This window comes from Streptomyces vulcanius (genome assembly GCF_042653945.1).
GTDB classification, from domain to species: Bacteria; Actinomycetota; Actinomycetes; order Streptomycetales; family Streptomycetaceae; genus Streptomyces; species Streptomyces mangrovi.
In genome coordinates, this window is sequence record NZ_JBHSFK010000020.1 from 164,259 (window position 1) to 177,035 (window position 12,777).

General features: G+C 72.6%; 13 protein-coding genes. 7 read left to right on the plus strand and 6 right to left on the minus strand.

All coding sequences use genetic code 11. The annotated features are described in order from the left end of the window. Positions 1-5: 5 nt before the first annotated feature. Positions 6-803, plus strand: coding sequence for an NAD(P)-dependent oxidoreductase (locus tag ACFPIH_RS28935; RefSeq protein WP_381178332.1), 798 nt, complete (start codon positions 6-8; stop codon positions 801-803). A 62-nt stretch (positions 804-865) separates the two neighbouring features. Next, positions 866-1,468: a TetR/AcrR family transcriptional regulator gene (locus tag ACFPIH_RS28940; RefSeq protein ID WP_381178335.1), complete on the plus strand. Its 603-nt coding sequence runs from the start codon at positions 866-868 to the stop codon at positions 1,466-1,468. Here the strand turns inward: ACFPIH_RS28940 and ACFPIH_RS28945 are convergent. The 3 genes from ACFPIH_RS28945 to ACFPIH_RS28955 are packed head-to-tail and all read right to left on the minus strand — an operon-like array spanning position 1,378 to position 4,124. After that, positions 1,378-2,292 carry an NAD(P)-dependent oxidoreductase gene (locus ACFPIH_RS28945; RefSeq protein WP_381178338.1) on the minus strand — a complete coding sequence of 305 codons (915 nt, stop codon included), beginning with the start codon at positions 2,290-2,292 and terminating at the stop codon, positions 1,378-1,380. The two genes, ACFPIH_RS28940 and ACFPIH_RS28945, sit on opposite strands and share 91 nt — an antisense overlap. Next, a complete protein-coding gene (locus ACFPIH_RS28950; protein ID WP_381178341.1) occupies positions 2,289-2,669 on the minus strand; it encodes a carboxymuconolactone decarboxylase family protein in 381 nt (126 codons plus the stop codon). The genes ACFPIH_RS28945 and ACFPIH_RS28950 overlap by 4 nt, the downstream gene beginning before the upstream one ends. Before the next feature lie 39 nt (positions 2,670-2,708). Continuing rightward, complete coding sequence (locus ACFPIH_RS28955) at positions 2,709-4,124, minus strand: aldehyde dehydrogenase family protein (RefSeq protein ID WP_381178345.1); 1,416 nt, start codon at positions 4,122-4,124, stop codon at positions 2,709-2,711. A gap of 120 nt (positions 4,125-4,244) precedes the next feature. Between ACFPIH_RS28955 and ACFPIH_RS28960 the strand changes: the two genes are divergently transcribed. The 4 genes from ACFPIH_RS28960 to ACFPIH_RS28975 are packed head-to-tail and all read left to right on the plus strand — an operon-like array spanning position 4,245 to position 8,704. After that, a complete protein-coding gene (locus ACFPIH_RS28960; RefSeq protein WP_381178348.1) occupies positions 4,245-5,504 on the plus strand; it encodes an aromatic ring-hydroxylating oxygenase subunit alpha in 1,260 nt (419 codons plus the stop codon). 14 nt (positions 5,505-5,518) lie between these two features. Beyond that, complete coding sequence (locus ACFPIH_RS28965) at positions 5,519-5,848, plus strand: hypothetical protein (RefSeq protein WP_381178351.1); 330 nt, start codon at positions 5,519-5,521, stop codon at positions 5,846-5,848. After that, positions 5,848-7,095, plus strand: coding sequence for a metal-dependent hydrolase family protein (locus ACFPIH_RS28970; protein ID WP_381178354.1), 1,248 nt, complete (start codon positions 5,848-5,850; stop codon positions 7,093-7,095). The genes ACFPIH_RS28965 and ACFPIH_RS28970 overlap by 1 nt, the downstream gene beginning before the upstream one ends. A gap of 10 nt (positions 7,096-7,105) precedes the next feature. Further along, a complete protein-coding gene (locus ACFPIH_RS28975; RefSeq protein ID WP_381178357.1) occupies positions 7,106-8,704 on the plus strand; it encodes a GMC family oxidoreductase in 1,599 nt (532 codons plus the stop codon). Here the strand turns inward: ACFPIH_RS28975 and ACFPIH_RS28980 are convergent. From ACFPIH_RS28980 to ACFPIH_RS28990, 3 genes are read right to left on the minus strand one after another with little or no spacing between them, the layout of a single operon-like run. Then, positions 8,697-9,434, minus strand: coding sequence for an alpha/beta hydrolase fold domain-containing protein (locus ACFPIH_RS28980; protein ID WP_381178360.1), 738 nt, complete (start codon positions 9,432-9,434; stop codon positions 8,697-8,699). The two genes, ACFPIH_RS28975 and ACFPIH_RS28980, sit on opposite strands and share 8 nt — an antisense overlap. Continuing rightward, a complete protein-coding gene (locus ACFPIH_RS28985; protein WP_381178363.1) occupies positions 9,424-10,143 on the minus strand; it encodes an enoyl-CoA hydratase/isomerase family protein in 720 nt (239 codons plus the stop codon). Before ACFPIH_RS28985 ends, ACFPIH_RS28980 begins: the two co-directional genes overlap by 11 nt. Before the next feature lies 1 nt (position 10,144). Beyond that, the gene (locus tag ACFPIH_RS28990; RefSeq protein WP_381178366.1) at positions 10,145-11,143 is read right to left on the minus strand and encodes a 2Fe-2S iron-sulfur cluster-binding protein; all 999 of its coding nucleotides are present in this window, start codon (positions 11,141-11,143) and stop codon (positions 10,145-10,147) included. A gap of 66 nt (positions 11,144-11,209) precedes the next feature. On the opposite strand from ACFPIH_RS28990, the gene ACFPIH_RS28995 reads away from it, so the two are divergent. Continuing rightward, positions 11,210-12,775: an AMP-binding protein gene (locus tag ACFPIH_RS28995; RefSeq protein ID WP_381178369.1), complete on the plus strand. Its 1,566-nt coding sequence runs from the start codon at positions 11,210-11,212 to the stop codon at positions 12,773-12,775. The last annotated feature ends 2 nt before the right edge of the window (positions 12,776-12,777 follow it).

Sequence of the window (12,777 nt, forward strand, 5' to 3'; positions counted from 1 at the left end):
CAGTCATGCGAGTCGGATTCATCGGCCTGGGCAGCCAGGGGGCGCCCATGGCCCGCCGGATCGTCGAGGCGGGCTTCGAGACCACCCTGTGGGCCCGCCGGCCCGAGAGCCTCGCCCCCTTCGCCGACACCCCCGCCGAGGTCGCGGGCTCACCGGCCGAACTCGGCGCCGCCGCCGACCTGGTGTGCCTGTGCGTGGTCGACGACGGCGATGTGGGGAAGGTGGGCGAAGGGGTCCTCGAAGGGCTGCGGCCCGGCGGGTTCCTCGCCGTGCACTCCACCGTCCACCCCGACACCTGCCGCCGGCTCGCCGAACGGGCCGCCGCCCAGGACGTCACCGTCCTGGACGCCCCGGTCAGCGGCGGCGGACGGGCCGCCGAACAGGGCACCCTCCTCGTCATGGTCGGCGGCGACGAGAAGGCGTACGACACCTGCCGCCCGGTGTTCGCCGCCTACGGCGACCCGGTCGCCCACCTCGGCCCCCTCGGCTCCGGACAGGTCGCCAAACTCCTCAACAACCTGTTGTTCACGGCCCAGTTGGGGCTGGCCGCCGACACCCTCGCGCTCGGCGACCGGCTGGGCCTGGACCCCGCCGCACTCGGCCGGCTCCTCCCACGCGGCAGCTCCGCGAGCTTCGCCCTGGAGCGGGTGGTCGACTCCGGCGGCACCCTCGACCGGATCGGCGCAAGCGCGGGCCGGCTGCTCGCCAAGGACGTACGGCTGCTCACCGAGGTCGCGGGCGGGAGCGCCCCGGGACCGGCCGGGGAGGCCGCCCGCGCCGCCCTGCGTGCGATGGGTCTGTGACGAAGGTCCCGGAATCGGTACTGTGTGCGGGCACCCGTCCAACGGCGGAAAGGGGCGGCCCCGTGGTCTGCGCGCGGCGTGAGGAGATCCTCGAGTCGGCACTGGAGGTGCTGGCGGAGCGGGGGTTCAAGGGCACCTCGATCGACGCCGTCGCCGAGCGCGCCGGGCTCACCCGGCAGGGCGTCCTGCACTACTTCCCCAGCAAGAAGCGGCTGCTCCTGGAGGTCCTGAAGCTCCGCGAACGGCTCAACCGCGAGCACCTGGCCGGCCGCAACATGGGCGAGGACTGGGCCGGGGACTTCGCGGAGGCCGTCGCCTTCGAGCAGAACCACCCCGCGCTCGCCCGGGTGCACAATGTGCTCCTGGCCGAGGCCGTCACCGGCCAGGAACCCGCCCTCGCCTATGTGCACGACCGCTGTCTCGCCGTCCAGGACCATCTCACCGCACACCTGGTCGCGCGGTACGGGGAGCGGCTGCCGAGCGGCCTCGACGCCCGCACCGGAGCCACCGCCGTCTTCGCCCTCGTCGAGGGCATCCACCAGCTGTGGCTGGTCGACGAGGACGGCGACGACCGCTACCCCGAGGTCGTGCGCGAGGTGCTGCTGGTACTGCTCGGAGGCTCGGCGGCGGACGCCGCCGCCCCGGCACCGGTGGTGAAGGGGTAGATCCGGGTGAAGTCGGCCCCCGGATCCGCCGCCGCGAACGCCTCCCACACCGATTCCGTCACCCCCGCCACCACCGCGGCGCCGCCCAGCCCCGCGGCCTCCCGCAGATACAGCCGTACGTCCTTCGCCATCAGCGTGTTGCTGAAACCGGAGGCGTAACGGCCGGTCAGCACCTCGTCCGGGAACTTGTCGGCGGTGGCCCCGCTGCGCCCGCTGGAGGCGTTGAGGACCTCCAGCATCACCGCCGGGTCGAGCCCGGCCGCCGTACCGAAGGCCACGGCCTCGCTGGTCGCGGCCAGCGCGGTGGCCGACAGGAAGTTGTTGGCGAGCTTCAGCGCCTGCGCCTGCCCGGGCCGGTCCCCGACCCGCCGCCGGCGGTCGCTGAGCCCGGCCAGCACCGGCTCGACATACGCGCAGTGCTCGTCCGTGCCCGCGTACATGACCATCAGGGTGCGTCTACGGGCCCCCGCGGCGCCGCCCGACACCGGCGCGTCCACGTACGCGAGCCCCGCCAGGGCGAGCCTGCGCGCCGCCGACACCCCGACCGTGGAGGTGTCCACGACATGCGTGACCCGCCGGTCCCGGGCGGTCGCGAGATCCCGGACCACCTCCTCGCACACCGTCCCGTCGGGCAGACTCAGCACGGCCACATCGGCGGCGCGCGCCAGCTCCGCCGGACCGGGCGCCCAGCGGGCCCCCAGCGGCGTACGGTCCGGCCCGGCGGCGTCGTACGCGACGACCTCGAACCCGGCCCGCACCAGGTTGGCGGCCAGCGCGCCACCCATGTTCCCGAGCCCGACGAACCCGACGACGAGCCCCTTCATACGGACTCCCGCGCGGAACGCACCTCGCGGATGACCGAGCGGGCCGCGTTCCCGGCCGGTGCCCCGCAGTAGGCCGTGATCTGGTACAGCAGCTCGTTCACCTCGTCGTCGGTCACCCCCGCGTTGGCGGACGCCCGCAGATGGATGCGGAACTCGTCCATGCGCCCGGCCGCCGCCGTCATCGCCAGCACCAGCAGGCTGCGGTCGCGGTTGCTCAGCGGGCCGCCCCGGGCCCAGACGCCCCAGGCCATGGCGGTGAGATAGTCCTGGTACTCGGGCGGTACCGGGTCCCCGGGCGGGGCCGTCCGGCCGCCGTCGTCGCCGATGACCTCCGCGCGCACCGCCCGTGCGGCCCGCTGCCAGTCCTCGTCGTACATCCGCTGCCTCCCTCTCCCTCTCCTGCTCCCCGAAGTGCCCTACAGGTTCGCGCTGACGGTCTTCAGCTGTGCGTACTCGTGCAGGGCGGCCAGGCCCTTCTCCCGCCCGTAACCGCTGCCCTTGTAACCGCCGAACGGCGTCTCCACGGTCAACGGGCCGCCGTTGACAGCCACTTGACCGGCGTCGATACGTTCGGCCAGCCGCAGCCCGCGGCCCAGGTCGCCGCTCCACACGGCGGCCACCAGCCCGTACTCCGTGTCGTTGGCGAGCGCGAGGGCCTCCGCCTCGTCCCGGAACGGCATCGTGACCAGCACCGGTCCGAACACCTCCTCGCGGGCGATCCGGGCGCCCGGATCGACGCGGGCGTACACGGTGGGCCGTACGTAGAGCCCGCGCGCCGCCGGGCCCTCGGTGTACGGCCCGCCACCCGTGGCCGCTCCCGGCGTGTCCGCGAGGAGGCCGAGCACCTTCCCGTACTGCGCCTCGGTGATCAACGGGCCGAAGTCCACGCCCGGTTGGAGCTTCTCCGCGGCCGCGACGACCCGGTCCACCACCTCGTCGTGGACCGACTCCTCCACCAGCAGCCGGGCGGTCGCCGAGCAGATCTGACCGGCGTTGGCCGCGAGCGCCGTCACGGCCGCCGCGACCGCGCGGTCCAGGTCGGCGTCCGCGAACACCAACAGGGGCGACTTGCCGCCCAGTTCGAGGGTGAGCGGGATCAGCCGGCCGGCGGCGACCGCCGCGAGACGGCGTCCGGTGGCCACCGACCCGGTGAAGGCGAGCCGCCGCACCCCCGGATGTGCGGCGAGCGCGGCGCCCGCCTGCGGACCCGTGCCGGTGACCACGTTCAGCACCCCGTCCGGCAGCCCGGCCCGCGAGGCCAGCCGCGCCAGGTGCAGCGTCGAGACGGAGGTGAACTCGGAGGGCTTGGCCACCACCGCGTTGCCCATGGCCAGCGCCGGTGCGAGCGCCCGGCAGGCCTGGTTGAGGGGCAGGTTCCACGGGGTGATCACCCCGACCACGCCGTAGGGCTCGTGGCGGGTGTACGTGTGGGTGCCCGCGCCCTGCTCGATCACCTGCCCCTGCCCCGCGGCCCGTACGACGCCCGCGTAGTAGCGGAAGTACTGCGCCGACATGTCGACTTCGAGGCGGAGCTGCGCCGGAACCTTCCCGGTGCACTCCCGCTCCAGGCGCATCAGCGTCTCGGCGTCTCCCTCCATCGCGTCGGCGATCCGGTGCAGCACGGCCGCCCGCCCGGCGGGGGAGCGGCCGGCCCAGCCGCGCCGGGCCCGTTCGGCGGCCGTCACCGCCCGGTCCACGTCGGCCGCCCCGCCCGCGGCGATCTCGTCGCCGGGTTCACGGGTGACCGGATCGAGGGTCGGCAGCCAGGCCCCGCTGTCGGGCGGTGCGTCCAGGCCGTCGATCCAGTGCCGGTGACGAGCGGTCGCGGTCACGTGCGTCCTCCCTGTGCCCAGACGTGTGGAGAGCTGTCCTGACGATAAGCGGAAACGGTATTCTCCTCAAGAGAGATCACTGTTATCTTGACGGGGTCAACCGACCGGAGGTTCCGTTCCATGGCGCACTTCCCGAAGCCCTCCGAGGGCAGCTGGACCGAGCACTTCAAGATCGACACCGAGCCGGTCTCGTACGCGGACTCGATCTCGCCGGAGCACTACGAGCTCGAGCGAGACGCCATCTTCCGCCGGACCTGGCTGAACGTCGGACGCGTCGAGCAACTGCCGCGCAAGGGGAGTTACTTCACCAAGGAACTGGACGCGGCCCGGGCTTCGGTCGTCGTGGTGCGCGGCACGGACGGGAAAGTGCGCGCCTTCCACAACGTGTGCCGGCACCGCGGGAACAAGCTCGTCTGGGACGACTTCCCGCGCGAGGAGACCAAGGGCACCTGCCGCGCCTTCACCTGCAAGTACCACGCCTGGCGCTACGACCTGGAGGGCAAGCTCTCCTTCGTCCAGCAGGAGTCGGAGTTCTTCGGCATCGACAAGTCCCAGTACGGACTGCTGCCCGTGCGGACGGAGGTCTGGGAGGGCTTCGTCTTCGTCAACCTCGACCCGGACAACACCACGTCACTGCGCGACTACCTCGGCCGGTTCGGCGAGGGCATCGAGGGCTACCCGTTCCACAAGCTCACCCAGGTGCACAAGTACCGCGCCGAGATCGGCAGCAACTGGAAGCTGTTCATCGACGCGTTCGCCGAGTTCTACCACGCGCCGATCCTGCACTCGGGACAGTACGTCGCCGAAGAGGCCGCCAAGATCAAGAAGTACGGGTACGAGGCGCTGCACTACGACATCGACGGCCCGCACAGCATGGTCTCCTCCTGGGGCGGTATCGCCCCGCCGAAGGAGCGGGCCATGGTCAAGCCGGTCGAACGAGCCCTGCGCAGCGGTCTGTTCGGCGCGTGGGAGGCCCCCGACATCGGTCTCACCACCGAGCAGCTGCCGCCTGCGATCAACCCGACCCGCAGCAAGGTCTGGGGCATGGACTCCTTCGTCTTCTTCCCCAACTTCATGCTGCTGGTCTGGCGGCCCAACTGGGTGCTGACCTACCACTACTGGCCCACCTCGTACAACACGCACATCTTCGAGGGCACCGCCTACTTCATGCCGCCGGAGAACGCCTTCCAGCGGCTCCAGCAGGAGCTCGCGGTGGTGTCGTTCAAGGAGTACGGACTGCAGGACGGAAACACCCTGGAGGCGACCCAGACCATGCTGGAGTCGCGCACGCTGGACAGCTTCCCGCTGTGCGACCAGGAGGTCCTGCTGCGCCATCTGCACACCACGGCACGCAGGTTCGTGGACGAGTACGCGAAGTGAGGGAGATCCCGGACATGGCCAACGTCTTTCCCGCCGAGTTCGCCGAGCTCGAACCCTTCGCCGACTGGGCGCTGTTCGGCGAACGGGCCCGCTACGCCAAGCGGATCGCGTCCACGATGGACGAGCTCCAGGCCTTCTACGACGTGGCGTTCCCGCTGCTGGAGAAGGGCACCGCGTATCTGGAGAAGGTGAGCCTCGACGGCATCGGCGACGAGGACAAACACCTGCTGTGGACGTTCTGTTCACTCGTCACCATCGCCTTCCCGGTGGAGGCGTGGGGACAGCCGCGCGTCCCCGACAGCGGGGCCGCCGGCATCGACGCCGTCGTCGAACCGGCCGTGTGATGAAGCGGCCGCCCGACGCCCCGATCCTCCTGCGCGCGGCCCGGCTCCTCGACGTCGACAAGGGCGAACTCATCGAGCCCGGCGAGGTGTTGGTGATCGGCGAGCGCATCGCCGAGGTGGGCCGCCCGGCCCGGCTGCCCGAGGGCACCGTCGTGCGCGACCTCGGGGACGTCACCCTGCTGCCGGGCCTGATGGACATGGAGGTCAACCTCTTCCTCGGCGGCCCCGACCACAGGAGTCCCCTCATCCCGGTCCAGGAGGACCCGGCCGTACGGACCCTGCGCGCGGTCGCCAACGCCCGCCGCACCCTCAGGTACGGCTGGACGACCGTACGCAATCTCGGACTGTTCGTGCAGACCGGGGGCGTACTCCTCGATGTAGCCCTGAAGAAGGCGATCGACCTGGGCTGGGTCGACGGCCCGCGGATCGTGCCCGCCGGACACGCCATCGCGCCGACCGGCGGCCACCTCGACCCCACCATGTTCCAGGCGTTCGCGCCGGGCGTGCTGCCGCTCACCGTGGAGGAGGGCATCGCCAACGGCGTCGCCGAGGTCCGCAAGGCCGTCCGGCACCAGCTCAAGTACGGCGCCCGGGTGATCAAGGTGTGCGCGTCCAACGGCGTCATGTCGCACACCGGGCCCGCCGGCGCCCAGCAGTACTCGGACGAGGAGCTGCGCGCCGCCGTCGACGAGGCGCACCGCGCCGGGGTCAAGGTCGCCGCGCACTGCATGGGCGACTCGGCGATCCGCGCCGCCGTCGAGGCCGGCATCGACTGCATCGAACACGGTTTCCTCGCGAGCGACGCCACCCTCGACCTGATGGCCGAACGCGGCACCTTCCTGGTCGCGACCACCTATCTCACCGAGGGCATGAACACCGCCCACGCCGACCCGGAACTCCAGGCCAAGGCCGCCGAGGTCTTCCCGCGCGCCCGCGAGTCCACCGCCCGGGCCATCCGGCGCGGCGTCAAGGTCGCCCTCGGCACCGACGCGCCCGCCATCCCGCACGGCAGGGGCGCCAAGGAACTGCTCGCCCTCGCCGACCGGGGCATGCGGCCGCTGGACGCGCTGCGCGCCGCCACCGTCGTCGCCGCCGACCTGATCGACGCCGACGACCGGGGCCGGCTGCGCGAGGGACTGCTCGCGGACATCGTCGCCGTCCCCGGGGACCCGCTGGCCGACCTGTCCGTCACGGAGCGGGTGTGCTTCGTGATGAAGGGCGGCCGGGTGTACCGCGACGACAGTTGAGGAGAGAACGATGTACGACTACGTCGTCGTCGGCGCCGGATCCGCGGGCTGTGTCCTCGCCGACCGGCTCTCGCGCGACCCCGGGGTGCGGGTGCTGCTCGTCGAGGCGGGCGGCACCGGCCGGCACCCCTACCTGAGGATCCCCAAGGGCGTCGGAAAGCTCTTCGGCGACCCCCACTTCTCCTGGCACTACCGCACCCGCCCGCTCCGGGAGGGCGGCAACCCGGAGGTCTGGGTGCGCGGCAAGGTGCTGGGCGGCTCCAGTGCCGTCAACGGCATGGTCTACAACCGGGGGAGCCGGGCCGACTGGGACGGCCTGGAGCGGCTGGGCAACCCCGGCTGGGGCTGGGACGACCTGCTGCCCGTCTTCCGCGCCGTCGAGGACAACGCGCTCGGCGCCACCGCCACCCGGGGCACGGGCGGCCCGCTGCATGTGTCCGGGGTCCGCGACCCCGACCCGCTCTGCGACGAACTCCTCGCCACCGGAGCCGAGTTCGGGCTGCGGGCCGTCCCCGACGTGAACGAGGACGACGGCGAGCGCATCGGCTACACCATGGCCACCATCAAGGCCGGACAGCGCTTCAGCGCCGCCCGCGCCTTCCTGCGTCCGGCCCGCTCCCGCCCCAACCTGACCGTCACCCACGGCACGACCGCCCTGCGCGTCCTGTTCGACGGGGACAAGGCGGCCGGCGTACGGGTGCGCACCGCCGAAGGGCACGAGGAGGACGTACGGGTACGCCGTGAGGTCGTCCTCAGCCTCGGCAGCCTCGGCACGCCCAAGCTGCTCCAGCTGTCGGGCATCGGCCCCGCCGAGGTGCTCGCCGCCGCCGGAGTCGACGTCCGCCTCGACCGGCCGTACGTCGGCGCCCGGCTGCGCGAACACCGGTGTCTGGCCCTGCGGTTCCGGCTGAACGCTCCGCTCGGAGCCAACCGCCGGCTCGCCGGTCCGGTCGCCCAGGCCGTCACCGGCGCCGGCTATCTCCTCACCCGGCGCGGCCCGCTGGCCCGTCCCGCGTACGACGTGGTCGGCTTCCTGAAGACCCGGCCCGAGCTGGACCGCCCGGACGCCGAAGTCCTGCTCGCCCCCTGGTCCCTCGCCGCGCTCGCGCCCGGCAAACCCGCGGCCGTGGAGCGGGAGCCCGGGGTCTCCGCGTGCGCGATGGTGCTGCGGCCCACCTCGGAGGGGTCACTGGCGATCACCTCGGCCGACCCCGACGGCGGCCTCGACATCGACCCCGGGTACTGGCGCTCCGCCCACGACCGGGAGACGGCGGTGGCCCTGTTCCGGCGGCTGCGGGAGTTCTTCGCCGTCGATCCGATCGCCTCGCGGATCCGGCGGGAGACGTTTCCGGGACCGGGCGTCGAGTCCGACGAGGAGATCGTCAGGGCCTCGCTCGACGGCGGCTACTGCGGCTTCCACGCGATCGGCACCTGCGCGATGGGCTCCGCCCCGGAGGACGTCACCGACGCCCGGCTGCGGGTGCGGGGCGTCGACAACCTGCGGGTCGTCGACGCGTCCGTACTGCCGGTGATGGTGTCGGGGAACCTCAACGGGCCGGTGACGGCACTCGCGTGGCGGGCGGCGGATCTTCTTCTGGGCGTCACCTGATCCCCGTCTGCGACACCAGCCCGCTGGGGCACCACATGCGCAGGAACTCCGCCATCGCCCCCACATGCCGCATCCCCAGCGCCGACGCGTCCTCGTAGATCCGCAGGTCCACCGCCACCCCGGAGTGCGCCGCGCGGGTCGCGAACGCCAGGGAGTCGTCCAGCAGGACCTCCGTGCCGGCCGCGTGCAGCTGCACCGGGGGCAGCCCGTGCAGATTGCCGTGCAGCGGACTGAGCAGGGGAGTGGTACGCGGGGTGGCACCCGTGTACGCCGCCGCCCGCACCGGAAGCGAATCCGCGTCCACCGTGCGGTCGGCGGCGGCGTTGAGCAGCAGGCTCGGCGCGTCCAGCGTGAAGTCCAGCAGCGGTGAGGTCAGCACCGCGCAACTGGGCGGCGCCGCGCCCTCGTCGCGCAGTCGCACCAGCAGCCCGGCGGCCAGCGCCCCGCCCAGCCGCTTGCCGGCCACCGCGACCGCGCCGCCCCCGGACCGGCAGTGCTCCCAGGCCGCGTACACGTCCTCCAGGGACTGCGGGAACCGGGGCCGGTAGCGCGCGCAGAGCACGGCGTAGCCGGTGGCGCGCGCCAGTTCGCGGGCGGTGGGCAGGGCGTCCTGCGGGGTGCCCACGAGCCGCGGGTCCCCGTGCAGATAGAGGACGGTCTGCTCGACGGCTCCCCGCGGACGGACCTCCGGCCCGAACGGACCTTCCTCGACGCGGACTTCACTTGCCACGGGACATCACCCTCTCGGCCGCTTCCCAGTGCTCGTCGGCCACCCACAGCCGGGCGAAGGCCGCGGCGGCCTCCTCCGGCGTCCTTGTGCGGGTGGTCAGGTTCTTGATCTCACGGGCCTGCGCGGTCGCCAGAGAGCGCGCCAGTTCCCGCCAGGCGTCGGCGAACCCGGCGCGCGGCAGGACGGCGTCGACCAGGCCGAGCCGCTCCGCCTCGGCCGCGTCCAGCGCCCGGCCGGTGCCGGCCAGCAGCAGGGCCCGGCCCGGGCCCACCAGCCGGGCCAGCCGCTCGGCCCCGCCCCAGGCCGGCACGATCGCCAGCCGGGACTGGTTGAAGCCGATCCGGACGTCCTCGGCGGCGATCCGGATGTCGGCGGCGACCGCCACCTCCGCACCGCCGCCGAACGCGTGCCCGTTGAGCGCGGCGACGACCGGGCCGGGGAAGGCGGCGATACGGTCGCACACCGCGCGCATCCGCAGCGCCATCTCCACCGCCTCCGGCTCGGAGCGCAGCCGCGCCAGCTCCTTGAGGTCCCCGCCGGACACGAACGCCTTCTCGCCGGCGCCGGTCACCGCGAGCGCCAGGGCGCCCTCGGCTGCGTCCAGGGCCTTCTCCAGCTCGGCCATGGTCGCCAGGTCGACGGCGTTACGGGCGTGCGGCCGGTCGATCGTGACGACGGCCAGCCCGTCCTCCAGCTCCAGTTCCACCATGTCAGTCCTCGTACTCCACCGTCACGTCCGGCGCTGTCGGCTCGGCCTGGCAGGTGAGCACGTACCCCTCGGCGACTTCGTCGGCGTCGAGGGCGTTGTTCACCCGCATCTTTGCTTCCCCCACGGTGAGCCTGGCCATGCAGGTGGCGCAGTCCCCGGACTCGCAGGAGAACGGCGGCGTGAAGCCGGCCCGGCGGGCGCTCTGCAGCAGGGTCTCCCCGGAGCGTTGCGGCACGCAGCGGCTCCGACCTCGTAGCACGACGGTGACCGTGCCACCGCTGACCGGCCCCGGGGCGCCGGGCGCCATGCCGTTCACCGGGGTGAACCGCTCGACGAAGATCCGCTCCTCGCCGACCCCGTGCGCGGACAGCGCCCGCTCGACCAGCGCCATGAAGGGCTCCGGTCCGCAGAGGTAGAAGTCCGCGGAGCCGTCCGCCAGTTCGCGGACCTGTGCGGTCGTGACCAGGCCGTCGCGGTCGTCGAGATGGTGACGCAGGGTCAGCCGGCCGGGATGGCGGCCGGCGAGTGCGTCCAGCTCCGCGCGGAAGATCGCGTCCGGCGCGCTCCGGTGGGCGGACAGCAGCCGCACCGGCCGCCCGGTCGTCGCGAGCGCGCTCTTGACCAGGGAGAACACGGGCGTGATCCCGCTGCCCCCGGCGAAGGCGACGAGCGGCCGGGCGGCCGTGTCCGTACCGTCGGTGCGCAGGCAGAAGGACCCGTTCGGCACGGTGGCCTCCAGTACGTCCCCCGGCCGCAGTTCGTCGTGCATCCAGCCGGACACCAGCCCGCCAGGCACCCGTTTGACGGTCACGCACAGCTCGCCGTCCGCGTCCGGTGAGCTCGACATCGAGTAACTGCGCAGCGTCCCGCGCACCTTGAACGTCATGAACTGCCCGGCCCGGTAGGGGAAGGCGGCATCGAGGACGAACGTGCGCACATCCGGCGTCTCGTCGACGATCCGGGTGATCCGCACCGGATGGAAGCCGTGGTCACGTGCCATGTATGGAACTTACCTTCTCGCTGTGCGAGAGTGCAATTCTCTTACACTGAGGAGAGGTCTTCTACCATGGCGACGTTTCCTGCCGGCGCGCTGCGGCCGATCCCGCCCGAGCTGGCCAAGCGCTATGAGGCCGAAGGCTGGTGGACGAACGAGACGCTCGGCGATCTGTTGTGTGCCGGACTCGCCGCCGCGGGCGACACCGAGTTCCGCGTGCACTCCGAGGTGCGGCCCTGGTCGGGCACGTTCGCGCAGGTCGAGCGGGTGGCCAGACGTCTCGCCCGCGGACTGCGGGCGCGCGGGGTCGGCCCCGGCGACGTCGTGGTGATGCAGCTGCCCAACTGGATGGAGGCGGCGGCCGTGTTCTGGGCCTCGGCCCTCCTCGGCGCGGTCGTGGTTCCCGTCGTCCACTTCTACGGCCCGAAGGAGGTCGGCTACATCGTCGAGGCCACCCGCCCCAAGGCCTTCTTCGCCGCCGAACGCTTCGGACGCCTGGCCTTCCGCCCCGAGCTGTGCGCGTCCGTGCCGGTGGTGGGCGTGGTCGGCCGCGACTTCGACGACCTGCTCGACGACGATCCGCTGCCCGGCACCCTTTCCGTCGACCCGGACGCCCCCGCCCTGATCGCCTTCACCTCCGGCACCACCCGCGACCCCAAGGGCGTGATCCACAGCCATCGCACCCTCGGCTACGAGACCCGCCAGCTCGCCGCGAGCTACCCGCCCGACCGGGGCCGTCAGTTCACGGTCGCCCCGGTCGGCCACTTCATCGGCATGGTCAACGCCTTCCTCATCCCCGTCCTGGACGCCTCACCGGTCAACCTCGGCGACACCTGGAACCCGGCGCAGGCGCTCACGCTCATGAGGGGCGAGGGGCTGACCGTCGGCGGCGGTGCGACGTACTACATGACGAGCCTGCTCGACCATCCCGACTGCACACCCGAGCACATCGCCCATCTGCGCTACGCCGGCCTCGGCGGCGCCTCGGTCGCCTCCGCCGTGACGACCCGTCTGGAGGCCCTGGGCATCCGGGTGTTCAGGGCGTACGGCTCCACCGAGCACCCCTCGGTGACCTGCACACCGTACGACGGCCCGGCCGCCAAACGCCTGCACACCGACGGACTCCCGCTCCCCGGCGTGGAGTTGAGGCTCGCCGACGATGGGGAGATCCTCACCCGGGGTCCCGACCTCTGCCTCGGCTACACCGACCCCGCCCTCACCGCCGCCGCCTTCGACGCGGACGGCTGGTACCGCACCGGAGACATCGGCGTCCTCGACGGTGGGGGAGGTTGGCTGTCGATCACCGACCGCAAGGCGGACGTCATCATCCGGGGCGGCGAGAACATCAGCGCACTGGAGGTCGAGGAGGTCCTCCTGGGGCTGCCCGGGGTGGCGGAGGCCGCCGTCGTCGCAGCGCCGGACCCGCGGCTCGGGGAGCGGGCCGCGGCCGTCCTGCGGATGCTGCCCGGCTGGTCGCCGCCGGGCCTGCCCGAACTGCGGCAGCACTTCGAACAGGCGGGCCTGGCCCGCCAGAAGTGGCCCGAGGAGGTGCACATGGTCGACGAATTCCCGCGCACTCCGAGCGGCAAGGTCAAGAAGTTCGCACTCCGCGACGGCATTGCCACTGTCGACAACTGAGA

Coding starts and splice junctions, on each gene's coding strand:
- ACFPIH_RS28935 (WP_381178332.1), top strand. CDS start 6: ATGCGAGTCGGATTCATCGGCCTGGGCAGCCAGGGGGCGCCCATGGCC.
- ACFPIH_RS28945 (WP_381178338.1), bottom strand. CDS start 2,292: ATGAAGGGGCTCGTCGTCGGGTTCGTCGGGCTCGGGAACATGGGTGGC.
- ACFPIH_RS28950 (WP_381178341.1), bottom strand. CDS start 2,669: ATGTACGACGAGGACTGGCAGCGGGCCGCACGGGCGGTGCGCGCGGAG.
- ACFPIH_RS28960 (WP_381178348.1), top strand. CDS start 4,245: ATGGCGCACTTCCCGAAGCCCTCCGAGGGCAGCTGGACCGAGCACTTC.
- ACFPIH_RS28965 (WP_381178351.1), top strand. CDS start 5,519: ATGGCCAACGTCTTTCCCGCCGAGTTCGCCGAGCTCGAACCCTTCGCC.
- ACFPIH_RS28970 (WP_381178354.1), top strand. CDS start 5,848: ATGAAGCGGCCGCCCGACGCCCCGATCCTCCTGCGCGCGGCCCGGCTC.
- ACFPIH_RS28975 (WP_381178357.1), top strand. CDS start 7,106: ATGTACGACTACGTCGTCGTCGGCGCCGGATCCGCGGGCTGTGTCCTC.
- ACFPIH_RS28985 (WP_381178363.1), bottom strand. CDS start 10,143: ATGGTGGAACTGGAGCTGGAGGACGGGCTGGCCGTCGTCACGATCGAC.
- ACFPIH_RS28990 (WP_381178366.1), bottom strand. CDS start 11,143: ATGGCACGTGACCACGGCTTCCATCCGGTGCGGATCACCCGGATCGTC.
- ACFPIH_RS28995 (WP_381178369.1), top strand. CDS start 11,210: ATGGCGACGTTTCCTGCCGGCGCGCTGCGGCCGATCCCGCCCGAGCTG.